General features: G+C 69.9%; 27 protein-coding genes, 2 pseudogenes and 1 other annotated feature. Of the genes and pseudogenes, 17 read left to right on the forward strand and 12 right to left on the reverse strand.

Annotated elements, in window-relative coordinates; genetic code table 11:
• Positions 1-287: 287 nt before the first annotated feature.
• Together AD017_RS35920 and AD017_RS32805 are read right to left on the reverse strand one after the other, a co-directional pair.
• Positions 288-1340, reverse strand: a complete 1053-nt coding sequence (locus tag AD017_RS35920) for a hypothetical protein (RefSeq protein WP_060577572.1) — start codon at positions 1338-1340, stop codon at positions 288-290.
• The gene (locus AD017_RS32805) at positions 1337-2530 is read right to left on the reverse strand and encodes a hypothetical protein (protein WP_060577573.1); all 1194 of its coding nucleotides are present in this window, start codon (positions 2528-2530) and stop codon (positions 1337-1339) included. The genes AD017_RS35920 and AD017_RS32805 overlap by 4 nt, the downstream gene beginning before the upstream one ends.
• 397 nt (positions 2531-2927) lie before the next feature.
• Between AD017_RS32805 and AD017_RS37680 the strand changes: the two genes are divergently transcribed.
• The gene (locus AD017_RS37680; RefSeq protein ID WP_227013415.1) at positions 2928-3308 is read left to right on the forward strand and encodes a VOC family protein; all 381 of its coding nucleotides are present in this window, start codon (positions 2928-2930) and stop codon (positions 3306-3308) included.
• Between the two features lie 576 nt (positions 3309-3884).
• Here the strand turns inward: AD017_RS37680 and AD017_RS32810 are convergent.
• From AD017_RS32810 to AD017_RS32820, 5 genes and pseudogenes are all read right to left on the reverse strand, one after another.
• Positions 3885-4484 (reverse strand): TetR/AcrR family transcriptional regulator, encoded by a 600-nt coding sequence (locus tag AD017_RS32810; RefSeq protein WP_060577574.1) that lies wholly within the window; start codon positions 4482-4484, stop codon positions 3885-3887.
• Positions 4485-4575: 91 nt separating this feature from the next.
• The gene (locus AD017_RS35055; RefSeq protein WP_227013421.1) at positions 4576-5073 is read right to left on the reverse strand and encodes a transposase; all 498 of its coding nucleotides are present in this window, start codon (positions 5071-5073) and stop codon (positions 4576-4578) included.
• Positions 5074-5090: 17 nt separating this feature from the next.
• Positions 5091-5231 (reverse strand): annotated as a pseudogene (locus AD017_RS35060) (transposase); the annotation flags it as partial.
• 100 nt (positions 5232-5331) lie between these two features.
• Positions 5332-6084, reverse strand: a pseudogene (gene istB / locus AD017_RS35065) (IS21-like element helper ATPase IstB); the annotation flags it as partial.
• The gene (locus tag AD017_RS32820) at positions 6081-6785 is read right to left on the reverse strand and encodes a hypothetical protein (protein ID WP_174521825.1); all 705 of its coding nucleotides are present in this window, start codon (positions 6783-6785) and stop codon (positions 6081-6083) included. The gene AD017_RS32820 and the pseudogene istB, both read right to left, overlap by 4 nt.
• A 69-nt stretch (positions 6786-6854) precedes the next feature.
• Here AD017_RS32820 and AD017_RS32830 point away from each other — a divergent pair.
• A protein-coding gene (locus AD017_RS32830) for an IS3 family transposase (RefSeq protein ID WP_145986114.1) occupies positions 6855-8119 on the forward strand; the annotation gives its coding sequence in 2 pieces (ribosomal slippage) (positions 6855-7155 and positions 7155-8119; 1266 coding nt in all).
• Positions 7145-7276: a sequence feature (AL1L pseudoknot), on the forward strand. It overlaps the preceding gene by 132 nt.
• A 29-nt stretch (positions 8120-8148) precedes the next feature.
• Here AD017_RS32830 and AD017_RS32835 read toward each other — a convergent pair.
• From AD017_RS32835 to AD017_RS32845, 3 genes are all read right to left on the reverse strand, one after another.
• The gene (locus tag AD017_RS32835) at positions 8149-8802 is read right to left on the reverse strand and encodes a hypothetical protein (protein WP_145986125.1); all 654 of its coding nucleotides are present in this window, start codon (positions 8800-8802) and stop codon (positions 8149-8151) included.
• The gene (locus AD017_RS32840; protein ID WP_227013416.1) at positions 8799-9683 is read right to left on the reverse strand and encodes a hypothetical protein; all 885 of its coding nucleotides are present in this window, start codon (positions 9681-9683) and stop codon (positions 8799-8801) included. Before AD017_RS32840 ends, AD017_RS32835 begins: the two co-directional genes overlap by 4 nt.
• A gap of 145 nt (positions 9684-9828) precedes the next feature.
• A complete protein-coding gene (locus tag AD017_RS32845; protein ID WP_145986126.1) occupies positions 9829-10140 on the reverse strand; it encodes a hypothetical protein in 312 nt (103 codons plus the stop codon).
• Between the two features lie 333 nt (positions 10141-10473).
• Here AD017_RS32845 and AD017_RS32850 point away from each other — a divergent pair, with 333 nt between their 5' ends.
• The 8 genes from AD017_RS32850 to AD017_RS32885 all read left to right on the forward strand — a co-directional run bounded on the left by AD017_RS32850 (position 10474) and on the right by AD017_RS32885 (position 17215).
• Positions 10474-10881 carry a hypothetical protein gene (locus AD017_RS32850; RefSeq protein WP_060577578.1) on the forward strand — a complete coding sequence of 136 codons (408 nt, stop codon included), beginning with the start codon at positions 10474-10476 and terminating at the stop codon, positions 10879-10881.
• A complete protein-coding gene (locus tag AD017_RS32855; RefSeq protein ID WP_060577579.1) occupies positions 10878-11447 on the forward strand; it encodes a DUF6879 family protein in 570 nt (189 codons plus the stop codon). Before AD017_RS32850 ends, AD017_RS32855 begins: the two co-directional genes overlap by 4 nt.
• Positions 11448-11452: 5 nt before the next feature.
• Positions 11453-12331 (forward strand): helix-turn-helix transcriptional regulator, encoded by an 879-nt coding sequence (locus tag AD017_RS32860; protein WP_168170573.1) that lies wholly within the window; start codon positions 11453-11455, stop codon positions 12329-12331.
• A gap of 232 nt (positions 12332-12563) precedes the next feature.
• The gene (locus AD017_RS37290; protein WP_304440546.1) at positions 12564-13526 is read left to right on the forward strand and encodes an amidase family protein; all 963 of its coding nucleotides are present in this window, start codon (positions 12564-12566) and stop codon (positions 13524-13526) included.
• 32 nt (positions 13527-13558) lie between these two features.
• Positions 13559-14083, forward strand: coding sequence for a hypothetical protein (locus AD017_RS32870; protein WP_060577582.1), 525 nt, complete (start codon positions 13559-13561; stop codon positions 14081-14083).
• Complete coding sequence (locus AD017_RS32875) at positions 14080-15060, forward strand: tetrahydrofolate dehydrogenase/cyclohydrolase catalytic domain-containing protein (protein ID WP_060577583.1); 981 nt, start codon at positions 14080-14082, stop codon at positions 15058-15060. The genes AD017_RS32870 and AD017_RS32875 overlap by 4 nt, the downstream gene beginning before the upstream one ends.
• 328 nt (positions 15061-15388) lie before the next feature.
• Positions 15389-15682, forward strand: coding sequence for a hypothetical protein (locus AD017_RS32880; RefSeq protein ID WP_060722498.1), 294 nt, complete (start codon positions 15389-15391; stop codon positions 15680-15682).
• Positions 15683-16357: 675 nt separating this feature from the next.
• Complete coding sequence (locus AD017_RS32885; protein ID WP_227013417.1) at positions 16358-17215, forward strand: hypothetical protein; 858 nt, start codon at positions 16358-16360, stop codon at positions 17213-17215.
• Between the two features lie 75 nt (positions 17216-17290).
• On the opposite strand, the gene AD017_RS32890 is transcribed toward AD017_RS32885, so the two are convergent.
• Together AD017_RS32890 and AD017_RS32895 are read right to left on the reverse strand one after the other, a co-directional pair.
• Positions 17291-17593, reverse strand: coding sequence for a hypothetical protein (locus AD017_RS32890; protein WP_082399765.1), 303 nt, complete (start codon positions 17591-17593; stop codon positions 17291-17293).
• Positions 17593-17871: a hypothetical protein gene (locus AD017_RS32895; protein WP_060577586.1), complete on the reverse strand. Its 279-nt coding sequence runs from the start codon at positions 17869-17871 to the stop codon at positions 17593-17595. Before AD017_RS32895 ends, AD017_RS32890 begins: the two co-directional genes overlap by 1 nt.
• 438 nt (positions 17872-18309) lie before the next feature.
• On the opposite strand from AD017_RS32895, the gene AD017_RS32900 reads away from it, so the two are divergent.
• The 7 genes from AD017_RS32900 (at position 18310) to AD017_RS32930 (ending at position 23650) form a co-directional block, all read left to right on the forward strand.
• Positions 18310-19476 (forward strand): hypothetical protein, encoded by a 1167-nt coding sequence (locus tag AD017_RS32900; protein WP_060577587.1) that lies wholly within the window; start codon positions 18310-18312, stop codon positions 19474-19476.
• Positions 19477-19594: 118 nt separating this feature from the next.
• Entirely contained in the window at positions 19595-19882 is a 288-nt protein-coding gene (locus tag AD017_RS32905; RefSeq protein ID WP_060577588.1) for a hypothetical protein, read from the forward strand.
• A gap of 8 nt (positions 19883-19890) precedes the next feature.
• The gene (locus AD017_RS32910; RefSeq protein WP_145982890.1) at positions 19891-20181 is read left to right on the forward strand and encodes a hypothetical protein; all 291 of its coding nucleotides are present in this window, start codon (positions 19891-19893) and stop codon (positions 20179-20181) included.
• Positions 20182-20649: 468 nt separating this feature from the next.
• Positions 20650-21738, forward strand: coding sequence for a hypothetical protein (locus tag AD017_RS32915; protein WP_145986128.1), 1089 nt, complete (start codon positions 20650-20652; stop codon positions 21736-21738).
• A complete protein-coding gene (locus AD017_RS32920) occupies positions 21662-22210 on the forward strand; it encodes a hypothetical protein (protein ID WP_060577591.1) in 549 nt (182 codons plus the stop codon). The genes AD017_RS32915 and AD017_RS32920 overlap by 77 nt, the downstream gene beginning before the upstream one ends.
• A 625-nt stretch (positions 22211-22835) precedes the next feature.
• Positions 22836-23114, forward strand: coding sequence for a hypothetical protein (locus AD017_RS32925; protein WP_060577592.1), 279 nt, complete (start codon positions 22836-22838; stop codon positions 23112-23114).
• 80 nt (positions 23115-23194) lie between these two features.
• Positions 23195-23650 (forward strand): hypothetical protein, encoded by a 456-nt coding sequence (locus tag AD017_RS32930; RefSeq protein ID WP_060577593.1) that lies wholly within the window; start codon positions 23195-23197, stop codon positions 23648-23650.
• The last annotated feature ends 3 nt before the right edge of the window (positions 23651-23653 follow it).

Genomic DNA, 23653 nt, shown 5'->3' on the forward strand with positions numbered 1-23653 from the left:
TGGCCGTTCGGGCGTTGGGTACGTTCCTGATCGACACGCTGGATGTACCGACCGCCGTTCTCGATTAAGCCGTCGCCCAGCTCGGGGTGGACGACCCGTCGTGTGTGAAGCCGCTATCTGGATCGGCGCCAGACCCGGTTCGACCCGTCAGGGGTCCTCGCGCTGCACGGTGAGGTCTTGAGGGCGTCGGCGGCCGTAGGTCACCAGGACCGCGTCCGACACCCAGCGCGCCGGTTGCCGACTCCTCGAGCGCACCGCCGGCGGTCGCTTCGATCCGGATGTCGAGGTCAGTGGCGGCCGTCGAGTAGGGCCTGGATCCGGTCGTTGAGGGCGTCGGCGTGGTCGGCGACATTGTCGAGGAGCGTCAGCACGTCGTTCAGGCTTGGCGAGGTGCGCGCAGGCGGTGCTCCGGCAGGCCATGGCCCCGCCGAGTCCGGTGGTCCGTCGGGCGAGTGCGGTAGTAGCCGGTTCGCCGGGGCGGTCAGGGCTGTTCGGCTGGCGGCGAGGGCTAGACGGGTACGGATGGTGCGGATGGTGATGGGACGGTAGTCATCGTGCCAGCCGTGCTGGTCGATGGCCGGCAGCAGGACCGCGGCGCCGGGCCAGCGGTGCGGGGCGCGGGGGTGGTGTCGGTGGGGGTCGTCCGGGGTGACGGCGTCGGCGGCGACGAGGTCCATGCGGGCCGAGCCGCGGCCGAGGCCATCGAGGGTGCCGAGGATGTCGAGCCAGCGCGCCACCGCGCACGCCGAGCACACCTGTGGGTCCGGATCTGTGGGAACCGTCTGCCCGGCGACGGTCACCGCACCGCCGTCGGCGGTGGCGGTGCTGCCCGCCGACGGGTCAGGCGGTGCGTCGGTGGTGATCTCGGTTGGCGTCAGAGTCCTGGCGACGGGGTAGGGGTGGGCGAGGCTGACGGTGAGCACGATGAGGAAGGCGTCGCGGCGGCCGTGCAGGCCGTGGGGCCAGCCCCGAGTGGGGCACGCGGCGATCATCGCGCCCGCATCGCCCCAGTGTCGGGTTGGTCGCGGGGGCGTGGGCGCGGCGGACCCGTCATCCGGGCGAGAAAGCAGGTAGCCGGCGCGGCGGTGGGCGGTCGCGATCGCCCGCACACGCCGGGCCAGCGTGTCAGACCGAGCAGGCAGCGCGGTGAGGAACCCCGTCAGGGCGGCCACGGTGGTCGGCAACGCGGGTTGGTCGGTGGCGGTGGCGTAGTCACAAAACAGCGCCCACTCCCCCACATAGCCGGGCCCGGCGCCGTCCCGAGGCGCGGACGCGACCTCCACCGTCATCGCCTGGGTCGCGTCGCTGGTCGACGTCGAGGTGGGCGGATTTTTGCTCACAGGCCGAGCCGGGTCACGGCGTTGCCCAGTAGGGGGGCGTGGTCGCGGTCGTAGGTTTCGATCATGGCGTCGCTGGTGTGACGGGTCTGACGGCGCACCGCGCGGTGATCCGCGCCAGCGCGGCGGGCAGTGGTGACGAATCCGACACGCAGCGAGTGGAATCCTACCGGGCCAGGGAGCCCCCCAGATTGGGCGCGTCGGCGGACCAGGGCGTGTAGCGCGTCCCCGGTGACCGGGGCGTCGGTCAGGGCCCCGCCGCGGCGGATCGCGCGCAGCAGCGGCGTCTCCCCCGGCAGCGCTGGCTCCGGTGCCCGGATGCCTCGGCCGAAGCCGGCCGGCGGGTCGGGGGGCTCGGTGGCCGATTGGGGGTGCGGATAGAGGTGCTCGTGCTCGGCCCAGCGTGGGGTGGTCAGGACCGCACGCATCAGCGCGGCCCGGCCCTCGCGGGCGGCGGCGAGGAGGTGCAGCCAGCGCAGCACCGCGCACGGCGGACACGTTCCGGCGTGTGCCCCGTAGGGAAGTACGACGACCGCACTACGGGCGACCTGGTCGGTCTTGGAACGCCGGATCCGTACGTGGAGCCCGTCGGTGGGGTGGAAGGTCAGATCCTCGACGGTCAGCGCGGCGAGCTCGCCGCGGCGCAGCGCTCCGGCGAAGCCCATGAGCAGAACCGCCGCGTCGCGGGCAGCAGTGAGCCCTGCTGGCCACGTCCCGAACTCAAGGCCAGCCAGGAGCGTGCGGAGGTCGTCGAGCAGCAGCGGGCGCATCTGGCGCGTCGTGTGCGCGCGGGCTCGTTTGATCCCGGTCAGCACCGCGCCCACCGCCGGGTCCCGGGTCGGCGAGGAGTACCCGGCGTCGCGGTGGATCGCGGCGATCGCGGCCAGGCGGCGGGCCATCGTCGCGGGCGAGAACACATGTTCGCCTTCAGCGGTGCGGGTGGCCTCCATGTCCGCGAGGTACAGCCGCACCGTGTCCACCCCGGCAGGAAGCGCATGGATGCCGGCGGCGGCGCACCACCGGTCGAAGTGCGACCAGTCACCGGCGTAGGCGGCACGGGTCCGTGGCGCCCGCGACGCCGTGGCGTGGTCGTCGGCCCGGGCGGCCAGAGCCTCCAGAGAGGCCGCCCGCTGCGCCGCGATGCTCCGCTCCCCCGCGAAGGTCGGGTCTGCGACGTCGCTGGGCTCGTTCACGGCTGCCACGGGTGTCCAGTGAGACGCATCGTGGCCTCCCCTGAAGCCGGGTCCGTGCCCATCGAAGCCCCTCTCGTGGCCGTGAGCGCGGCCCACTGCCGCACGTTAGGTCAGATAACGGGAGATTATCGTAGGTCTCAATCCACGGGGCGGAAGCGACCAGGAAGCGTCCTCGCCGGGACTCCCGGAGGAGACCAGGCGGATGGCGGCGGAGCACCGATAGGGGCTCTGAGCTGCGACTCCTGCCGAGAACGGGTGTTCTGGGAGAGCGCCGCCGCCGAGGCGCCACTCATCGCGGTGCCGGTGGCCCGTCGGGCGCTGTCGCACATGCACGCACCCGCCTGGCCCGTCCGGTCGCGGACCGATTCGACAGACCGGGCGCAGCGCTCCAGCCTGCATGACATGCCCCTTGAACATCGTTTCGGTCGTGCTCGGCGCCCACGATGTCGGGCGCGCGGTCCGGTTCTGGAGCACATCCCGGGACTACCGGCTACGCGAGGAACCCGAACCCGACTGGGCCGTGCTCACCCCCACGGAAGGCGACCGCCTCAACATCTCGATCACCAGCACCGAGGAGGGCGCGCCGGATCGGCCCGGTACACCTCGACCTCTACACCGACCAACCGCACGCCGAGATCACCCACCTGGAGCAACTGGCGGCGCCCGGGTCGACTGTCCCCACTACTCGCCGGCCCCCGACTTCGTCGTCCTGGTCGACCCGGACGGCAGCATCTTCTGCGTGATCGACAGGAGCGCCAAGAGCGCTGGGATGGGGTGACCGCACGTCAAGGAACCCGAGCCCGCCGAGTACTCAGTAGACACCCGCTCTCTCGGACTCCCCGTCGGCGCGGCTATCGATCAGGACCGGTGTGCAGGGCGGCTGCGGCTGGGCCACCACTGACCGCGTCGGAGATCGGGCTCGAGCATCGTCAATGACTGGCCCGTCTCGACGGTGTCGGAGGCGCAGGCATGCCCGGAAGAAGCTGGGCCATCGGCGGGCCTGGTCGAGGTGTCTTCCGCTGCCGTCGAACCGCTCCAGTGGTGACGCCCGGTTCGGCGCTTAGCACGGCCGGTCTCCCGGTCAAGGGCGCTGCGCGTCGCTGCGCGACCGTTCTGCGGCCGGCCCTTGACCGCGAGCCTCGCCGGCCGTGCCGGGACGCCCTTACGGGCAGCGGGGGAACAAGCGCCCCGCCACCCGCAAGGGGTCCCCGATCCGAGAGTTGACCGGCCCCGTTCCTTCAGGGATGACCAGTCACGTGTTCTCGAGGAAGTCAAAGTACTTGAGCACCGGGGAGGCTCTTGGTGGTGGTCATCGGAATCTCCGGTGCGCGCGACGGAAAGGCCGGGAGGCGTGCTACTGATAGCGCGTCTCTTTGATCCCCTGAACGAACAACGAGCAATAAAAGTCGGCAATCTCGTCCAGTGTGGGGCTCCGAGCAGGGTCGTACCAACGGATCACTGCATTGAGCGTGCTATTGATGGCGATCGCGGCCATCCGGGGGTGCTCGATGGTCAAAGGAGCGTCCGGCACCTGCTGGAGCAGGTCGGCCCACGTGTGCACGTAGAGACGCTCTTCTTCGAGCATCTTGTCGCGCCCATACTCAGGTAGTCGATTCCGATGTAGAATCAGTACTTCGTAGATGGCCTTATCAGAGGTGATGACCGTCAAATGCTCCCGGAAGGCCTGGCGAAGCTTCTCCTCAGGTGACTGTGAGGTTCTCATAACCGCATTAATCATTTTCTGGAGTCGGGCACCAGCCCGCTGCCAGACCAGATAGAGAAGTTCGTCCTTACTTTTGACGTAGTAGTAGAGGGCTGCTCCGGTCATGTCCATCTCGGCAGCGATCTGCGAGATGGTGGCCTCCGCGAACCCGTTGGCCGCAAACACTTTAGCCGCGGCCTCGATAATCTCCTCGAAGCGGAGCTGCTTGGAGCGCCTGGGCTTCTTCGTCACCGCGATTGCTCCCTTCGCTGTCGCGAAGGAGTATACGCTCGAGTCCTTGACCCGACTTCGGCCACTCGGGTCTGGCCTGAGTTGCACAGGTTTAGTGCCCCGGCGCGGTGATGGCGGGTAGCTGGTCGAGGATGGCGCGGGCCTTGCTGGTGATCTGCGGGGCCGCGGTGATGGGGTGCCCGCCGACATCGACACGGACGGTGCGTAGCGGACGCAGGGCCTTGACCAGCTTCTTGATGGTCACGCCTGCCGCGTCTTGGAGGTGGTGTCGGGAGACCGCGAGGGCGGCGAAGACGACGGTGAGGTGGGCTTCGATGGCGTCGCGTTCGCGGTGGAAGATCGGTCGGGCCCGTAGGTCGGACTTGGCCATGCGGAAGCTGTGCTCGACCTGCCACAGGTCGTGGTAGGCGGCCACCACGGCGAGCCCGTCCATGGTGGACTCGGGCAGGTTGGTGACGTAGCCCTTCAACCCGGCCAGTTGGCGGGCGTGTTCGACCAGGCTCCAGTCGACCTCGGTGCCGCTGGAGTTGATGCGGACGAAGCGGTCCTTCTTCAACGGCCGCGTGCCGGCCGGCCGGCCCCGGATCACACGGAGTGCGCCAGAGCCCGGACCTTCACCATAATCGCGTCCACGAACACTGCGACGTACACCGCATCGAGTGGCCGCGACACCCAGTCCTGCATCTCGGCGATCACCGAGTCGGTGATCCGTGAGACCGTCTCCTTGGATATCGAAGCGCCATAGATTGTGGACGATCAGGCAATTCCCTGGGGTTATGATCAAGTTATTCCCTGGGGCCCGGTCCGTGGTGGTGGTTCTACCCGGCTTGCTCTTCGGGGGCCAGGGGGCGCGGCCGGGGCGCTTGTTGGGTCGGTAGCTGGCGCCGTTCATGTGGATGTGGTGGCTGGTGTTGATCAGTCGGTCGAGCAGGGACTCGGCGACGACGGGGTTGGGGAACAGCGGATACCAGTCGACCGCGGAGCGGTTGGAGGTCAGCAGCAGCGATCGGCCGGCGCGTTCGTTGATCAGCTCGTAGAGGTCGTCGGCCTGGGCGGCGGTCAGCTCGCGCATCCCGAAGTCGTCGAGGATCAGCAGTGCAGGTCGGGCGAGCTCGCGCAGCCTTCGGGCCCAGCTGTGGTCGGCGTGTCCGCCGGCGAGTTCGGCGAGGATCCGGCTGGTCTTGGCGAAGCGGACGTCCGCGCCGTGCCGGATGGCCTGGTGGCCGAGGGCTTGGGCGATGTGGGTTTTGCCGACCCCGACCGGTCCGGTGAGGATCACCGACTCGCCGGCGGCCAGCCAGCGCAGCGCGGCCAGGTCGCGGATCTGGGCGGCGGGCAGCTTCGGGTTGGCGTGGAAGTCGAAGCCTTCGAGGGTGACCTGTTGCTCGAAGCGGGCCCGGCGCAGCCGGCGGGCGAACGCGGCCTGATCACGGCGGGCGACCTCGTCCTGGCAGAGCACGTCCTGGCAGAGCACTTGGAGGAACTCCAGGTGCCCGAGTTCCCCGGCGCGGGCCTGGGCCAGGCGCGCGTCGAGGGTGTCGAGCATCCCGGAGAGCTTGAGCGTGCGCAGGGCCGCGCGCAGGCCGTTGTCGGCGCTCATCGCCGGCGCCCCTTCCCGGAGGTAATGGACGTGGTGGGCATGGGGACGACGTTCGTGGGCGTGTCGGCCGCCGGGACGACGTGCGTCGTGGGCGGGACGACGTTCGGGGTGCTGGTTCTGCGGGCTGGTGCTGGCTCGGCGAACAGTGCTTCTGGTCCGTGCAGGTGCGCGGCGGCGCCGCCGTCACCGGCGGCGCGGGCCACTGCGTGGTGCTCGGTGCCCGCGACCAGGATGCCCTTGATGGTGCGATAGGTCGGGTCGCCGACCTCGAGCGCGCGGGCGCAGGCCGCCTCGAGCCGGTCCGGGGTGTAGCGGTCGGCCAGCCCGAGCACGCCTTGTGCGGCGCGCAGCCGGAACAGGGCGTTGACCTCCAGCAACTCGCCGACCACGGCGGTGACGGACTCGCCGATCTGAGCGGCGCGTTCGCGGCACCAGGTCGGGGTGCGCATGTGGAAGGCGATCTTCTCCGGCGGGTAGTCGGCGTAGTCGGTCTGCTTGCCCCGAGGCTTGGTGATGTGGATCTTGACCAGCGCGCCGTCGTGGAAGATCTGCACCGTGTGCGCGGTAGCGCGGGCGTCGACGTGCTGGCCGATCAGCCGCCAGGGCACCGAGTAGAGGGTCTTACCCACAACGGTGACGTGGATGTCCGGGCCGACCTTCGGGCGCGACCAGGTCGCGAGCTCGAACGCCCGCGCCGGCAACCCCAGCAGGGCGGGCTGAACCGTCCTGGGTGGTGGAGAGGCTCCTGATCCAGCAAGGAGACTGGAGCTGTGGGAGCACCTCGGAAGTTCGATGAGGAGACCCGTGCCCGCGCGGTCCGCCTCTATCTTGACCGTCTGCGTGATCACGGGGAGTCGAAGCTGGCCGCGCGCCGGCACGTCGGTGAGCTGTTGGATGTGAACCCGGCGACGATCCGCAATTGGGTCGAGGCCGAAGAGCGCGATTCCGGTTCCGGGGTTGGCTCGGCGGCGGGTGGCGATGACGCAGCGGCCGAGTTGCGACGGCTTCGTGCAGAAAATGCCGAGCTGCGGCGGGCGAATGAGATTCTGAAGACTGCTTCGGCGTTTTTCGCGCAGGCGGAGCTGGACCGTCGACTCAGGTAAGACTTCTGTTCGTTCACGAACATCGAAGCCGTTTCGGGGTCGAGCCGATCTGTGCCGTTTTGTCCGAACACGGTGTGCAGGTCGCCCCGCAGACGTATTATCGCTGGCGGTCCCGGCCGGTGACCGATCGCCAGTTGGATGAGGCGTATCTGGTGAATCGGATTGTGGATATCTATCGGAAGAACAGGTGTGTGTACGGGGTGCGGAAGATGTGGCGTGCGGCGCGGCGGGAAGGGCTCCGGGTCGGGCGGGACCAGATGGGCCGATTGATGCGTGTCGCCGGGATCCAGGGCGTGCGCCGCGGGGTCCACCACACGGCCACGACGACCCGTGATCAGCGCGCAGCCCGCCATCCTGACCTGGTCAAGCGGGCGTGGGCGGCGCCGACTCGACCGGATGCGCTGTGGGTCGTGGATTTCACGTATGTGTGGACCGCCTCCGGGTTCTGCTACGTGTCGTTCGTGACCGACGTCTACTCCCGCAGAATCCTCGGATGGAAGGCGTCGATGAGTAAGACCACCGATCTCGTCTCCGGGGCCTTGGCGCAGGCGTTGTCCACTCGCCAACGGGCGATCAGCGAGTTCACCTCCGAGGGTCTTATTCATCATTCGGATGCCGGGTCTCAATATACGTCTCTGGCGTTCACCGAGCAACTCGCCGAGGCTGGTATCGCCGGCTCGATCGGCACCGTCGGTGACGCGCTGGACAACGCGCTGATGGAGTCCACGATCGGCCTGTACAAGTCAGAGCTCATCGTTCCGTATGCTCATTCTCGGAACTGGATCGGTCTTCGTGAGGTGGAGCGAGAGACCGCGGAGTGGGTTCACTGGTACAACAGTGTGAGGCTCCACTCCTCCATTGACTATATGTCGCCGATCGAACGAGAAATGGTGTACGCTACATCCATCGCCCAACAGGGTGCGGTGGCCTGAACCTCAGCCTCTCGCAGACCCAGGACGGTTCACACCGCGTGCGCCGACAGGTGCCGATGCAGGTCCCACCACCCGGCCCACCCCTCGACGCCGTAGCCGGTCCGCACCCGGGCCCGCTCGGTGTGGGCATACGCCGCCCGGCCGGGCGGGATCGCCAGGACCGCCACACCGACTACCGCCAGGACGGCGCCGGTGACCACAACCATCACCTCGGGAAGAACCAGCAGGCCCACTCCCAGAATCAGCGCCATCGCCGACACCACAACCGGCACGGTCTGGCGCCACAGCAGCAGCGCCGCCGTGCCCGCGATGACCGCGCCGACCACGGTCGCCGAGACCGCCGGACCACACAGCAACACCAGGCCCAGCAACAGCCAACAGGCAGCGCCCACCTGGGCCAGCCCTCGGGACAGGATCCTCGCCGACCGCTCGCTGAGTCCGGCCCACACCGCAGAGGCCACGATCGACCGGACCAGCGGTAGCAGACCCCACCACCACACATGGCTCACAGCCCGCCGCATCGAGACCAACGCAGCAGCGCCCTGGCTCGAACGCTCCGGGGAGTGGCCCGATGCTGAGTCGCGGCGCTGGTCCTCGGCCGTTCCCGCTCGGTCTTGTTCAGATTCGACCGTTGCTGTGTCCTCAGGGTCGGGGGCCACGCTGTGCAACTCGGTGGGGTTCATGCGCCCACCCCCAGCGTCGCGCCACGATCAGGCCCGACGAGGACCAGAGCACCGGAACCACCAGACGAGCCGTCGTGCTCCGGGTCGGTAGACATGCCTGCGGACCGGTGCTGATCGTCGGCGCCCTCACTCTGTCCCATGCCGAGCTGGCGCTGGGCTTCCTCGATATCGCGGCGCCCAGTGCGTGGCGACTGGCCGAAGATCGCGGCGACCTGGGACCCGGTGAGCTCCACCGACGGTACGAGTCCTCCGCGGATCAGGTCCTTCACCTGCTCGACCCGGGCGGCCGGGTCCGCGCTGAGGAGCTCCTCACGTTCCCAGCGCACCCCGCCGACCGCGCTGGCCACCGGGAGACCTCGCGGCTCGTCGGCGTCCTCGAGCGCTGCCGCAGCCCGCGGCTCAGCCGCCTCCACCACGGCCGGCTCGGCCGCGATGCCTGCCGCGGTGAGACGGTCGCGGATCTCCGGTGCGGCCTCGGTCGCGACGAACACGACCAGCGGCGGCACCGAGTGCAGCAAGATCTGTCCCAGATCCAGCGCTCCCCACGCCTTCCAGGTGTTCATCGCATACGTCGCGCCCAGAGTCGCCCATCGGGCCCGGCGAGCCCAGGCCGGCGTCGCCAGCTGCCACCGGGACGTCGTCTGCTCCGCCAGTACCACCGCGATCAACACCAGCGAGACCATCGGGTCGAGCAGCCATGCCGCCCACCAGCCCGGAGACCACTCCTCGGCCTCGGTCGCCTCGGCCCCGAACTCCTGCACGTTGGTCATGCAGAACGCCATCCCAAGCACGATCCCGGTCCACATCAACCGGTTCACCTGGCTCCGGACACGCTCCACTTGCAGGGCAACCACATCCGGGTGCGTCGACAACGCCCGCACCTGCGCCGAGTGCTCGGCCTCCGCGGCCAGCTCCGTTGCCCGTTCCCGCAGCGACTGCGCGGACTTACGCGGCCACATCGAAACCACCCGACTGCCTAGAGGGCGACGGCGCGAGACGAGCCGCCCGGGCCCGCAGACCACGCAGTCAGCTCGCCGTCTCACGCCGAGACCTCTGCGCATCCTGACCCGCAAGATCCGGGGCAGGCGCCGCCTCGACGGCGCACCCACGGCACGACATACCGGCCGGCACGGTCAACGACACCGGATCGACCAGCAGGCCACACAGCGCCCGGTAGCGCCCGACAACACGCCCGCCGGCGAGTTCCTCCGCCGCAACCTCGTGCTCGAGCCCATCCCCAGCAGACGTCATCAGCGCGTTGTCATCGCGCTGGCTCTGACGAGGCGACCAGCCATCGGCACTGAGGCGGGCAACAGGCCGGCTTTCGACTGCCGCCATCGCAGGATGCGCGTGCCGCTGCTGAGGACTCGCGGATGTGGTCTCGGGCCTGTGGCCTCGGTTTGGGATCCTTGACATGACGGTCGTGCTCCTCGTGCTCGACGGCTGGGTGAGCGCGATCTGTCAGGCCCCGGCGGATGTGGCTGCATCCGCCGGGGCCGCCCACCGGCACATGCCGGGGAATCGCAGCCCCAGCTTATCCAGTGCTACGATGGATAACAAGCGATCGACTGACAGTCGAAGGTGCGTGGGTCGCTATCCAGTGGGTGATTGACTAGCTGGTCGGACTCGACCGACACTGACCTGGTCACACCCTGACCGGGAGGAACGCCGATGACCGAGCACGCGCACCAGCTCGAGATCCGCACGCTCGTAACCACCGCAAATCTGTGCGGCGAGAGTCGAGTCTGCCCATCCGTTCACGAAGTCGTCGGCACCCCCGAGCACCTGTGGGTCGTGTCCAAGCGGACCACCGCGACTGAGCACGCGGCGTTCAAGCATCTGCTCGCCGAGGGAGAGATCCTCGGCTGGATGCCCGCAGGCCTGCTCCCGGCCGCGTGCGACGCAGTCGCGCGCACCCATGGAGTTACCGGGCCTGGGGTCCATGCGGATCGGGTGTACGTGATCTCATCCGAGGTCACCGGAGAGGTCGAACTCATCGCCTTCGCCGAGCTGTTCGACCCCGTCACTGAACTGCTCGGCACAGTCAAGGCACGGCTTCTGGAAGGAGTAGCAGCATGATCGACGAGCAGCAGCTCGAAGCTGCCATCGACGAACACTTCCACTGCCCGGGCGACAAGCTTTTCCGGATGGAGTGCCTCCCCCGCTACATGGCGAGCGAGGGCGAGGAAAGCGACTTCCAGCGCTACCTCGCCGGCGCTGACGGACCCGACATGGAACGCAAGGAGCAGTGGCTTGCCATCCTGCGGGCCGAGGAGGCCCGCGGGCTGATCTCCTACCGCGTCCGCGCGTTCTCCAACACCATGACCGAGTACGAGCGGTATGAAGCCGACTGGTGCTACGTCCACAACGCCGCCGCCGGCGAGGACATCTCCGTGCTCCGAGACGGGGAGCATGACGCCCCAGCGTCAGTGATCAGGGAGGACTTCTGGCTGGTCAATGACGCGCTGCTCATCCCGATGCAGTACGACGAGTACGGCCGCTTCCTGAGCGCCGACATCGTCACCGACCCCGAGACGATCGCGCCGTACCTGCGGGCACGCGACGACGCCCACACGGCGGCGGAACCGTTTCGCCCGTGGTGGGACCGACACCCCGAGCTGCACCAGCGCCAGAAGGCAGCCTGACTCAGTTGCCAGATGCGCAGTCGAGCAGCTCACCGGACAGAAGCCCGCTGTCCGGTGAGTTGCTGCGCGCGCTACGTGAACAGACCGGCCTCAGCCAGAACCAGGCGCGCAAGGCAGCCGGGGTTGGGCAGTCCTCGCTGTCGCGTACCGAGGCCGGCGAATCGCGACCGACCCCACGACTGGTGCGCGCGGTGCTGCAGGTCTACGCACAGCACGGCGTCGGATCGCTGAGTCCCGAGCGCATCGACGAGCTCGTGGAGCAGGCACAAGCCCTGGAGGTCGAGCGCGTGGACGCCCGTGTCGTCCTGCAGAGCGGGAGCGCGCATCGGTTCCAGTGGCGCATTCACGAGGCCGAGCGAGTCGCCCGCCTGGTGCGCTCTTACCACCCGTCCGTGATCATCGGCCCGCTGCAGACACGGAGCTACGCAGGTGCGGTGTTCACCCCCGACGCGCAGCTCGACGAGCAGGACGCGGCTCAGTCCGTCGACGCTCGCATGGAGCGGGCCCAGCTGCTCACCGATCCCAGCCGCTCCTGGCAGATGGTTCAGAACGAGCAGGCCCTGCGGTGGCCGGTCGGCAGCTACGCACAGCAGGCCGAGCAACTGGAAAGCATCGCACGCATCGCCGCCCAACCGAACGTCAGTTTCCGGGTGCTGGCCCTCGACACGGTTGCGCCCCGACCGGCACCGGTATCGGGGTTCCACCTCTATGACGACACACAGGCACTCGTCGGCACCGAGTCCGGAAGCACCCTGATCCAGGACCCCGACTACATCGCCATGTACGCGCAGCTGCACGTCGAACTCTCCGAACTCGCCCTGTCCGAAGACGAGTCACTCGAGCTACTGCGACGTCTGATGCACGATTACCGGGAACGAAGCTAGACACCGCGGCCGCCGCCCTGGTAACTGCAGCACCCCCAGCCGGACACTCATCTGAGGAGACACAGCCACCACACACCACCACACCGCGAACACGCAGGCATCGGCCGCAACTGCCATCGAGCACGCCCGGCGCCTCGACCCGGCGCTGCGTGCGTTCCTCTCCCTCGGTCTGGACACCGGCGGGTCACCTCATCCCGGCGCCCCGGCTGGATCCCCGCTGGCCGGTCTCCCGATCACGGTCAAGGGCGAACGAGGCGCCCGACACCCTGGTGTACAAGCACTCCTCCGAGCCGGGGCCGTGCCCATCGGGACCACATCAGTCCCCCGTGGCCCGCGTGGCTACCAGACCTGGGGCCACACCGATCGAGGCCTAACGCGTAACCCGTGGCGAGCAGACCTATCCCCCGGCGGGTCGTCCGCCGGCGCCGCCGCGGCGGTCGCGGCCGGGATCGTCCCGCTGTCCTGCGGCAGTGATGGCGCCGGGTCCGTCCGTATCCCAGCAGCGTGGTGCCACGTGATCGGCTTCAAACCGAGCACCGGGCGCGCCCCCACCCCGGATCCGGCCGGTCTCGCCGTACCGGGCGTGCTGGTCCGCGACCCCGCTCTCCTGCAGCCCTGGGCCGCAGCCGTGCTCCCCGACTGGTCGCCACCTACAGGACTGCCAGAGCCACCTCTTGCGGCCGCCGCATGGTCGGCCACCCTCGGCTATGCCGGTCCGCACCTCGACCCCGAGGTCGCCGAGATCGCCGAGCGGGCAGCCCAGGCACTCTGCGCCCGAGCCGGCCTGGCCCTGTCCCGGCCGGGGGTCAACCTCACCGACCCCGAGAACGCGTGGATGACTCTGCGCAGCAACACCTCGAGCGCAGCGAAGCAGCGCCGCGCGCAGCGAACGCGACATGACAACAACCGCCGCCTCACCGAGCTCTTCCAGAGCGCCGATCTGCTGATGACGCCCACGACCCCAGGACGAGCGCATGGCCACGACGGACCCGGCGAACATCTCAGCGTCGCGCTCACCTGGGGCATCAACCTGTCCGGCCACCCTGCGGTGAGCGTGCCGGCCGGCTTGACCGCCGATGGCTGCCCAGTAGGCCTGCAGATCATCGCCCGCCCCTGCGGCGACGAGCGGCTTCTGCAACTCCTCGACGACCACGTACCGCAGGCCCCGATCGCGACCCCCCGCAGCAGGCCATGACGAACCCGGAGCCGTGAACGATGATGACCGCTATGACTACGGCCCACACCCACGGCCTGACGCTGGCCAGCGACGCGATCCTGAGCTGGACGCATCGCTATGGGTCGACCACGTCGTGCCTGGCTCGGCTTCGCGGTGCCCGCGACCCGGCCACTGCCGATCGCCTGCTGCTGACCGTCGTGCTCAGCGAGCTGCGTGGCCAGCCTCGCGGGCACTACGTCCTGTCCGACGTCGCCGGTGCCGCGAACAGCGCGCGCGCCCAGCTCGTGCCGGGCAGCGTCGACCCGGGTGCGATCACCTGGTTGGTGCACCACGGTCCGTTCTCCAGCGCCGACCCGACCGGGCCGGAATCGCTGACCCGCGTTGACCTGCGCTGGACTCTCGACCGCTACAGCGTCCCGGCCTGGGACGACGTCGCTCGGCTCGACTACGACGACTCCTACCAGCTGCTCGCCGAGCTACGGCTGCGGCCGGTCGAGGAGGTCCTCGACGCGATGCCCTGGGACATCCCCCGACCCCGACAAGACGGCGGCGACACCGGCCCGCACCAGGGATGACCGACGCCCCACATCCTCGCGAGATCCCTGGCCGCGCGATCCTGGCCGAGGTACGCGACACCTACCGCGACGCCTACGCCCACACGCTGCAGGAACGCGGCAGCCGGGTGATGGTCGTGCGGTTCGAGTCGACCTCCGACGACACCGTCTGGGCCGCGCGGATGGAGGCATCCCGCGTCTCGGCCGAGCAGAAGGTCCGCACCTTCACCGCACTCGGCGCCACCTCGGACCACATCGTCGTGCCCGACGCCGTGGAGCTCGGCGAGATCGCCCGAGTCATCCACCGCGCGAACGACGACCCCCAAATCGCCGGGATCATCGTCCAGGCTCCACCGCCCCAAGCCGTGCTCGCGCTGCTCAACGAGATCGACCCCGCGAAGGACATCGACTCCCTCGGCATCTTCGCGCCACGCACCGCGTGTGCGACCGCCGACGGCATCGTGCGCATCGCCGAGCCCTACCTGCCCGATGCCCGCATCGCTGTGGTCGGCAGCAGCGGTTTCGTCGGCTCCGGCGTCGTCGCGCTCCTGCGCCAGGGTGGCCACGACCCGATCCTGTTCGAGGACGGGGACGACCTGCGCCGCCTCCGCGACGCTGACGTCGTCCTCTCGACCCCCGGGAGTCCCTGGCTGCTCACCCCCGACCACATCCACTCCGAGCACCGCCTGGTCGTCGACTCCGGGTTCACCCCGCACCCCGACGGCCCCCGCGGCGACCTCCACCCCGACGCCGCCGCCCAGCCACACGTCGTCACCCCCGTGCCCGGCGGGATCGGCCCCGTAGAGATGGCCGTACTCGCAGAACGCGTCATTCAGCAGGAAGCCGCCCCCGCTCTCGGCGCTTGGCGCTTCCACGGCCTCGAGACCGCGCACCAGACCCTGACCACCGCCCACGACGATGTGGCACAGCATTCCCAGCAGAGCATCGAGCCCATCTCACACGGCGAGGAACTCGAGGACGGCCTCGAACTTGACTAACTGGCCGCGGGCGTTCCCGCACGAGCCTCAGAGCGCCCCCGCTTGAGATGGTCTCCGCTGGCTCGACTCCACTAGCTCCTCCTCCTGCCCTGTCGGCCAGGCCTTGGGACCAGTGGACGAGGAGAGGCAATCCAATGCGCGGCAGACCGTCCCGCGTGTCGCCTACCCAACATTCAGAATCTGGGCCATGATGACTCCCATGCCGAGGAGATCATCTGGCCGCGCGAAGGGACGCCCTTCGAAGGGCCGCCGCGTCGTGATCTTCCCCCGACTGCCGCTCGCAGCCGAGGGAGCGCTCAGAGACCTGGTCGCACGGCGAGGTCTGACCTTGTCCGAGATCGGAGCAGAGCTCTTCGCAGAAGGACTCCGGAACCTCTCGGAGCTGCCCGCGCCGTTGCCTATGCGGTACAGCCCGGCTGAGAGCGAGGACATGACGGTCCGGATCCCTGAGGCCGAAGGAGCAAAGCTCCGGGCCTTGGCGAAACAGCTGGACCGGAGCCTTGCGATCGTCAGTGGCGCGCTGATCGAAATCGGGCTTCGGCACGCCGGTGAACTGCCGGGTCAGATCCCCGTGCAGTACATGACGACCCAGGAGCAACTGCTGACGACCAAGGCCTCGTAAACGAGAACGAGGCGGCCTCCGCCACAGAGGCCGCCTCGGTTCGTTCTCGCGTCAGCCGGTCATGCACCCGAGGTGACGCCGTAGCCCCGGCGAACCGGGGCCGATCCCCCACCTGCGAAGAAGGGGCGCTTTCGCGTGTCCAGGATACATCCTGGGCCGGGAGCCGACCACTACAGACACGGGGCGAGTTCGTCGTGCCCAGAATCTGCACGTTCGTCAGCGGACGGCAGCGGGTTCTGCACACTGTGTTACGAGCACGGCGCGTTCACCCTGGCCTCCGGCCCCTCCCAGCTCTGCCTGCTCCACCAGGTCCCGCTCACTGAGCGGCCACCTCTCGACGGCTTCGGCATCCGCACAGCGGCCGCGCCGCGCCGTACTCCTCGCGGTAGGGCCGCCCGCGGCCGCCGCGGGCCAGCCAGCGGCCCCGGCCGCGCGAGTCGAGCGCTTCCGCCCAGCAGACGGGCGCTGGCGCGTGGTGTTGCCCGGGCCCGAGCCCGGCACCGCGATGGGTTCATCCCGCACCCGGGATGGCGCAACTTCATCGACCGCGAGTACCGGGTCCTGACCGCCCAGCGTGAAGCGCTCGACCACGTCGCCCGGCTCGTCGACGACGAGGACTGGCGCTCGGACAAGCGCGCCAGCTGGTCGGCGATCCTGCACCGCCTGGTGTGCCACATGGACTGGGACACCGGCCTAGTCACCGGACTGACCCTCGAGCACCTCGCCAACGCCGGCGGCCGCGCCTCGCGCACAGTGTCCCGGGTCCTGGCCTGGGCCCGCGACTGCGGCCTGCTCGTGGTCGTCGAAGCCGGTGCGAGTGCCGAGTTCCTCGGTACCGACACCGGCCGTACCCCCACCTACGCTCTAGTCACCCACAGCCCGCTCCCCCAGCTCGTGACCGAACCCCACAGCCATACCGGTTCCCCAGGTCAGACCACTGTGGATGAAAGTGGCGACCTCCCCACTACTCACGTGACTACTAAGCCCTTGTCAGGCGGCAGACGGCCACAACTCACCTCCCAGCACCAGTCGCATCCCTACGACGTCCCCGACACCCCCGGTGCAAGAAACGCAGCAACCCTCTCGTTGATCACACTCCTCGGCCTAGGAGGCCGGAAAAGCAGCAAGATCGAGATTTGGCGTGCCCGGGCTCTGCTCAAGCCGTGGTGGGAGGCCGGCGCCACCGTCGCCGGGCTCCGGCACGCCCTCGAACATCACCCCGACCGGCCCGACCATCTGCGTGGACCGGTGACCACTGATGCCCGGGACCCGCTGCGGGTGATGGGGGCACGGCTGCGGCCCTGGCGGGGGCGGCTGCACGAGATCCGCGCCGTCCAGATCGGACGCATGCGCACTGGGCACGCTCCAGACGACCGCCAGACACCGGTCCCGCATCGCCGGACCGCAACGGTGGTGGGGCTCGACCGCGCGCTGCTCGACCGGCCGGCCGGGCGCGGGGCGCGACAGGCTGCGCGCGAGGCACTCAGCGAGCATCTGCGCCAGCTCCGGGAAGCTCGAGCGACCCGGGTGTAGCCGTGGAGCGATATGCCCAGACACCCGGCACAGACGTGCTCACCGCAAGACCGCGGTGCAACCCAGAGGATGGGGCTAGTGGCCAAAGCCGCTGGTGAGCCCCTCGCGGGTGCGACCACGCGGATCGTTGGGGCCGTCTGGCCCGGTGTGTTCGCAGCGCGCCGCGGCCAGAGCGTCACGCCGGACCTGACCGGGGACCTGATCCAGGGTTACAGACAGGCTGTCGAACACTGCGGCCATCGCGAGCCCGACGTCCTGGCCGTGCAACCCGGCATAGGTGTCCTGCACCGCGCATCGACGCAGCTGGCGGGCGAACTGGGCGAGCAGGAGGCGGTCATCACGAAGCTGGACCGCTGCCCGCTCCTCGGAAGCCCGCATCACCGCTCCCGACGCGTGCGAGGGTCCAGCTGGGCGCGGAGCGCATCAGCGGTCCACCGCACCGTGCGCCGCAGCTGCAGCGGCACTGGCCGGCCTGCCGAGAGCTCGGCGGCCGCGGCCCGCAGGATCCCCGCGACCCGACCGGCGACCACCCGATCCGGGATCGGCGGCACACCCTGCTCGACCAGGCCAGCCACGACGCGCAGCGCAGAGGCCTCGGCCTCGGTCTCGGTATCGACCCGGTGGGCGTAGCGCTCGTAACGACTGTTCTGGCCCATCCCAGCCCTCCCGGCGCCGACCCCGGCTCTGTGGTCCGTCGGGGTGCTTCCCCCACCCCGACGGACCCGCGCAGCCTAACGCAGATGGGAACAATAGTTCGAACGATGGGGGTCTGCGTGGTCGTTCGGTGAGCGCAGGGTTCCGGTGAGGTCGCGACCGCAGCCGGGTGGGCCGTGGTGACTCTGCACCCCGCGGTCCGGCTTACCCGCCGATGCCGCGCGTGGCCGCACCCGACGCGAGTGACACCACCAGCTTCTGCGTCGTCGGCGTCCGGTCGGACGGTCGGGGTGGTGTCACGCCGGTCGGGCGAGCGCGCGGCCCCGGCGCGCCGGACCGCGGGGTGCGGGCGAGTCACGTCCCACCGCAGCGGTCGGGACCGCACCGGCCCCGCTTCCCCAGGGGCCGGTGCGTACGCCCCACAGGAACGGAGCCCCGCCATGGAGCAGACCACCGACCAAAACGCCGTCTCGCTGACCACCCGCAACGCCGACCTGAACGACATGGTCGAGCTGCTGCGCACCCAGCAGGCCGCCAAGACCGACCACGTCGTCGCCGCGTCCGCCCTGGCCGCTCTGGGCGGGCAGATGCTGGTACACGGCGCCGGGATCGAGCTGTCGCCCGACGGGGTCACCACCAGTGACCTGACCCTCGCCCCGACCCGGACCGCCGACAACGGCATCGCCGACAAGCTCGGCATCCCGGCCGCCTACCTGCGGCGGACCCGTGAGCAGAACATCGACCTCTACGACGACAACGTCAACGGCTGGCTCAGCCACCAGCCCGATCGCCGGTTCCTGGTACGCGGCCTGGCCAACGGCGACGGCCGGCACGGGGTGATGCGGGCACTGCTCTCGGACCGCTACCGCCCCATCGAGAACCTCGACGTGCTGATGACCTGCCTGAACGGCATCCGGGAAGCCGGCCACCCCGTCGACATTGTCTCGGCGGACCTGTCCGAGTCCCGCATGTACGTCAAGATCCGCTCCACCGCGGTCGCGACCATGGCCCCGGCCCTACTCACCGGCTACACATCCCCGTTCTCCGGGGAGCGCGGTGCCGACAACCCGACGGTGTTCGCCGGGTTCGTACTGACCAACTCCGAGACCGGGCAGGGCAAGTTCCGCCTCATCCCCCAGCTCACCGTCCAGATCTGCAACAACGGCATGACCCTCACCAAACAGGCCATCGACGAGGTCCACGCCGGCGGGCGCCTCGAGCACGGCCAGATCGACTGGTCCTCCGACACCCAGGCCGCCAGCCTGGCCCTGGCGCGCAAGATGACCCGCGACGCGGTCGGGAAGTTCCTCGACCCGGTCTGGGTCGCCGCCCGCATCGCCGAGATCGAGGCCGACGCCGGGGTCGAGGTCACCCAGCCGCAGCAGACCATCGAGCACGTCAGCAAGAAGCTGCGCTTCTCCACCGCCGCCCAGGACTCGATCCTGACCCACTTCATCCGGGGCGGGGCCCCGACCTCGGGTGGAGTGCTGCACGCGGTCACCGCGGCCGCTCAGACCATCCCCGACGTCGACGAGGCCTACGAGGTCGAGTCCCGCGGCATCGAGGCCATGCAGCTCTCGGCCACCTTCGCCGCGGCCGCGCGCTGACCGCTCCCCACCTCGGCAGCCCATCCGACCGGCACCCCCGCTCGTACTCAGCGGGGTGCCGGTCGGCGGGCCCGGGGGCGTGTCTGACCACCATCCCTTGCGAACAGGAGCTCCAGCGATGACCACGATTCCCGACATCCGGCGGATCTTCTCCGTGCGCGGTATCGATCCCGACCAGCTCACCCAGACCCCACCCGACAGTCACGGCACCCCCGCGTTCGTGCTCACCACACCGGACGGGACACGGGTGTGGTTCGCCCCGCTCGAGCGGGCCGGCTGGCGGATCGGCTGGCACTACCTTGTCACCGCCCACGGTGCGCTGGTCGAACACGGCCGTACCGATTCCACCATCGCGGAGAGCGTCCTACCGGTCCTGCACCGCCACACCAACCGGCGTGCCGCGTGATCCCCGCAGTGCTCGCTCACCTCGCCCCGCAGGACGCGCACCGACCGTTCCCGCTGCGCACCGACGACCCTGCCGAGCAGTGGATTCTCGGGCTGTTCGTGGCCTGGCGGGACCTCCAGGACGACGGCGGCGGGTCGATTAGCGGTGCTGATCTGGTCGGCCACCTCGATGAGATGTTCACCGCGATCGGGCTGGACGACGACACCAGTCTGCTCGAGCTCGCAGCGCAGTGCCTGCCCCCTCGCGAGCCACGCTGCCAGCACAGCCACGACCACGACACCGCCGTCGAACAGCAGTAGACGGAGTCGTCGGAGTGTGGGTCCGCCCCGCAGCAGGGGGCGGACCCACGCTGGCATCCCGACGGGTGGCTCGGTGATGAACCTGCTGCGGGGGTCCCCGCGGGTGAACCCGCCCCGCAGCTACCCGCATGCGCACCACCACCGCCCGGCGGGTCCACGCCGCCGCGACCACGGCAGAACCCCCACCGAACCACCCGTCGGGCCGCCGGAGACGCGCAGCGCGCCCCCGGCCATCGGGGACGCACCACCCGGCCAGCGACGCCGGGTGGACATCACCGGTGAGTGAAAGGCCTGCTGCCCATGACCACAGAACCGACCACCGAAGCGACCACAGAAGCGACGGTCGGCACCGACGACCAGCCCGACACCGAGTTCGCCACCACCCGCCCGGGGTTCGACACCAGCGCGGCCCTCAGCACGCTCGACCAGCTCGGTGAGCTGGCCTGGGCCGACCCCGCCGAGCTGGTGTTGGAGGTCAACACCCGCACCGAGGTTCAGCTCGACCCGCACTTCTGCGCCTCGGTCCGCGACCGCGGTGTGCGTGAGCCGATCAGCGTCTACCGACGCAAAGACGGTGACCGCGACGGCGCCGGCGACGGGGTCGGCGTGCTGGTCGTGCGCAAGGGCCAGCGTCGCACCCTGGCCGCGCTCAAGGCCGGCCTGGCACGCGTGAGGGTCCTCATCGAACCCCAGCCGACCACCGCTGACATCGACACTGAACCGGAGCGGGCTCGCCGCACTCACGACGCCGAACGGATCATCGACCAGCTCACGGAGAACCAGCACCGAGCCGACATCTCCGATGCCGAACAGGTCACCGCCCACCAGCAGCTGCTCGGGCTCGGGATGTCCGCGGCGCAGATCGCGCGCACCACGCGGACCCCGGCCAAGCGGGTCCGCCAGACCACCGCGGTCGCCGGCAGCGCCCGCGCGATCGAGGTCGGCGCCCGCTACGACCTCGATCTGGTGCAGATGTCGGTGATCGCCGAGTTCAGCGACGACGACGACGCCGTCGCCCGGCTCACCGAAACCGCGCTACAGCGGCCTCACCAGCTCGCCCACGCCGCGCAGCGGCTGCGTGACACCCGCGCCGAGCGGGCCCTGTGCGCCGAGCTCGAAGACCAGCTGCGCCAGGACGGTGTCACCGTCCTGGGCCGTGACGACGCCCGTCACGACACCGCGATGACCCTGGCCCGGCTGCGGCCCAGCCTGGACGACCCGTCAGGTACCGAGCTCACCGAGGATGCCCACCGCGACTGCCCGGGCCATGCCGCGACGGTCACGGTGCGCTTCGACTTCGACCAGGGAAAGACCGCCCACACGCTGTGGGTGTGCACCGACCCCGCCACCCACGGCCACGCTGAACGCTACGACCGCCCGAGCAGCAGCCAGAAGCCGGCGGTGCCGGTCGGGGAGACCGACGAGCAGCGTCAGGCCCGGGAGGACCGCGAGCGTGAGGCCGCGCGAGGCGCGCCGCACGGTGATCGCGAACAACAAGGCGTGGGAGTCCGCGCAGGTCGTGCGCCGCGACTGGCTGCGCGAGCTGTTCGCCCGTAAGGCTGCCCCGAAGGGTGCGGCGATCTTCGTCGCCGCCGAGGTCGCCCAGGGTGACCACGACCTGCGCCGGGCGATGGAGTCCGGCAACGCCCTCGCCTCGACACTGCTCGGGCTCAGCGACGCAGGCGGCGGCTACGGCTACTACAGCGGCAGACCCAGCCCCATCGCCGAGGCCGCACGCTCCAGCTCCGCAGCCCGGGCCACCATGCTCGCGCTCGCCCTGGTGCTCGCCGCCTACGAGGACGGCACCAGCCGCGACAGCTGGCGCAACCCGACCCCGGCGACGCGCCGCTACTTCGCCCAGCTGCGCGATTGGGGCTACGCCCTGGCCGACGTCGAGCAGCTCGTCCTCACCGACGACGCCACCAAGGACACCACCGACGCCCCCCAGGGCGCCGGCGACGCCGTTGATGTCAATGAGCAGGGTGCACCCGAGGGTGAGGAGGACAGCGAGGCTGCGGCCCTTGGCTGATCGCCGCCTCTTCGGGGCGGGGCGCCGCAGCGTGCCCCGCCCCGTTGTGCGCCCGGCGCGACATGTCGATGGTAGGCCAGATTCTGGCGTCGGGTGAGGCTCGGCGGCTGGATCGCCCGCAGGTCAGCACACCGGCGGTGGGGTGCGCGGCGATGAACCCGTCCGACCCGGCCGGGTGAGACCGCCACGATCAGACGGGCCGTAGCGGAGCCGGTCAGCCCGGTGCCGGCGGCGAGAACCCGGGGTGCCGCTCGGGCAGGGCGCCGGTCACCTGCCGGGCCCGTCGCCGACAGCGGGCCGGTTGCACCTGTTCCCGGCCGGGTCCTGGTCCCGGTCGCGGTCTCACACCGGCCGGGCCAGACCGAACCCCCGCCGCCCCCTGCGGGGCCCCACCACCGCCGTGCTGAGGCAGAGCCGCGTTCCAGCCACCGAGGCTCACCGACCCCGTGGAGGGCCACCATGACGATCACCAACACGAGCAGCAGCAGCGGCGCCCACGTCGGCGAGGCGTTGAGCCTCGACCGGCTCCGGGAGCGCTCGACCCGGTTCGACGGCTTGGGCGTCTACATCGCGCCGGATACGCACTGGATCCGGCTGGTCGTCTCCGACCACGACGGCGCGGTGGATGCGCTGGCTCGCAGCACAGTGGGCCAGCTGCGCGGGGACGGCCGGGCTCTCGGTCACGCTGCACTCGGTCCACCCGCTGTGTCCGGGGCGGTGGGCCGAGGAGCTGGGTGAGGACTGCGATCTCACCGGCGACGAGGTCACCGTCGGGATCTGCTACCCCGACACGCTCGCCGACGATGCCCTGGCCCGCGACATCCGGCCGATCTTCGACGCCGCCGATCTCGGACCCGTGATCGTGGCCCGGGCCGGCTACCACCGCGACCTGCTCAACCGCTGAGCCCCGGTGGGACCGGCCCACCGGGACCGGGCCCCGCCGCGTCGTTTCCCATTCCACCTTCTCCAGAGGGGTCATTCATCATGCCCACCTTCGCCATCACCGAGGACCAGCTCACTGCTGCGCTGCACGCCGTGGTCGCCGACCGCGGCCTGAACTGGACCTACCCCGACATCGACACCGACCCCGAGGCCTACGTCGAGCCCGACGATCACCACCCGCTGTTCGCCGAGAACAGCGGCGAGCACGGGCTGCCCTCGTGCCGCTACGTCAGCGCCGACGGCCACCGCCCGATGTGTCTGATCGGCGCCGCGCTGCACCAAGCCGGGGTCCCCCTGCACGTGCTCGCCGACCACGAAGGCGCCCTCGCCGACGCCGTCCTCGATCTCGTGATCGAACCAGTCCTGCCCGGCCTCGTCTCCGACGCCACCCGCGCGGCGCAGAACGTCCAGGACGACGGCCGCACCAGCGGCGACGCCCTCGCCGCCTACCACAACGTCCTGATCGCCGGGCGCGTGATGAACCGCGCGAACCCCTGACCA

It is taken from the genome of Pseudonocardia sp. EC080619-01, from assembly GCF_001420995.1.
Classification (GTDB): Bacteria; Actinomycetota; Actinomycetes; order Mycobacteriales; family Pseudonocardiaceae; genus Pseudonocardia.

What these genes read in the sequence shown, in the direction of transcription:
- AD017_RS37680 (WP_227013415.1), top strand. Translation starts at nt 2,928, where the DNA reads ATGACATGCCCCTTGAACATCGTTTCGGTCGTGCTCGGCGCCCACGAT.
- AD017_RS32835 (WP_145986125.1), bottom strand. Translation starts at nt 8,802, where the DNA reads ATGAACCCCACCGAGTTGCACAGCGTGGCCCCCGACCCTGAGGACACA.
- AD017_RS32845 (WP_145986126.1), bottom strand. Translation starts at nt 10,140, where the DNA reads ATGGCGGCAGTCGAAAGCCGGCCTGTTGCCCGCCTCAGTGCCGATGGC.
- AD017_RS32850 (WP_060577578.1), top strand. Translation starts at nt 10,474, where the DNA reads ATGACCGAGCACGCGCACCAGCTCGAGATCCGCACGCTCGTAACCACC.
- AD017_RS32855 (WP_060577579.1), top strand. Translation starts at nt 10,878, where the DNA reads ATGATCGACGAGCAGCAGCTCGAAGCTGCCATCGACGAACACTTCCAC.
- AD017_RS32870 (WP_060577582.1), top strand. Translation starts at nt 13,559, where the DNA reads ATGACTACGGCCCACACCCACGGCCTGACGCTGGCCAGCGACGCGATC.
- AD017_RS32875 (WP_060577583.1), top strand. Translation starts at nt 14,080, where the DNA reads ATGACCGACGCCCCACATCCTCGCGAGATCCCTGGCCGCGCGATCCTG.
- AD017_RS32885 (WP_227013417.1), top strand. Translation starts at nt 16,358, where the DNA reads ATGGACTGGGACACCGGCCTAGTCACCGGACTGACCCTCGAGCACCTC.
- AD017_RS32890 (WP_082399765.1), bottom strand. Translation starts at nt 17,593, where the DNA reads ATGCGGGCTTCCGAGGAGCGGGCAGCGGTCCAGCTTCGTGATGACCGC.
- AD017_RS32895 (WP_060577586.1), bottom strand. Translation starts at nt 17,871, where the DNA reads ATGGGCCAGAACAGTCGTTACGAGCGCTACGCCCACCGGGTCGATACC.
- AD017_RS32900 (WP_060577587.1), top strand. Translation starts at nt 18,310, where the DNA reads ATGGAGCAGACCACCGACCAAAACGCCGTCTCGCTGACCACCCGCAAC.
- AD017_RS32905 (WP_060577588.1), top strand. Translation starts at nt 19,595, where the DNA reads ATGACCACGATTCCCGACATCCGGCGGATCTTCTCCGTGCGCGGTATC.
- AD017_RS32925 (WP_060577592.1), top strand. Translation starts at nt 22,836, where the DNA reads ATGCGCTGGCTCGCAGCACAGTGGGCCAGCTGCGCGGGGACGGCCGGG.
- AD017_RS32930 (WP_060577593.1), top strand. Translation starts at nt 23,195, where the DNA reads ATGCCCACCTTCGCCATCACCGAGGACCAGCTCACTGCTGCGCTGCAC.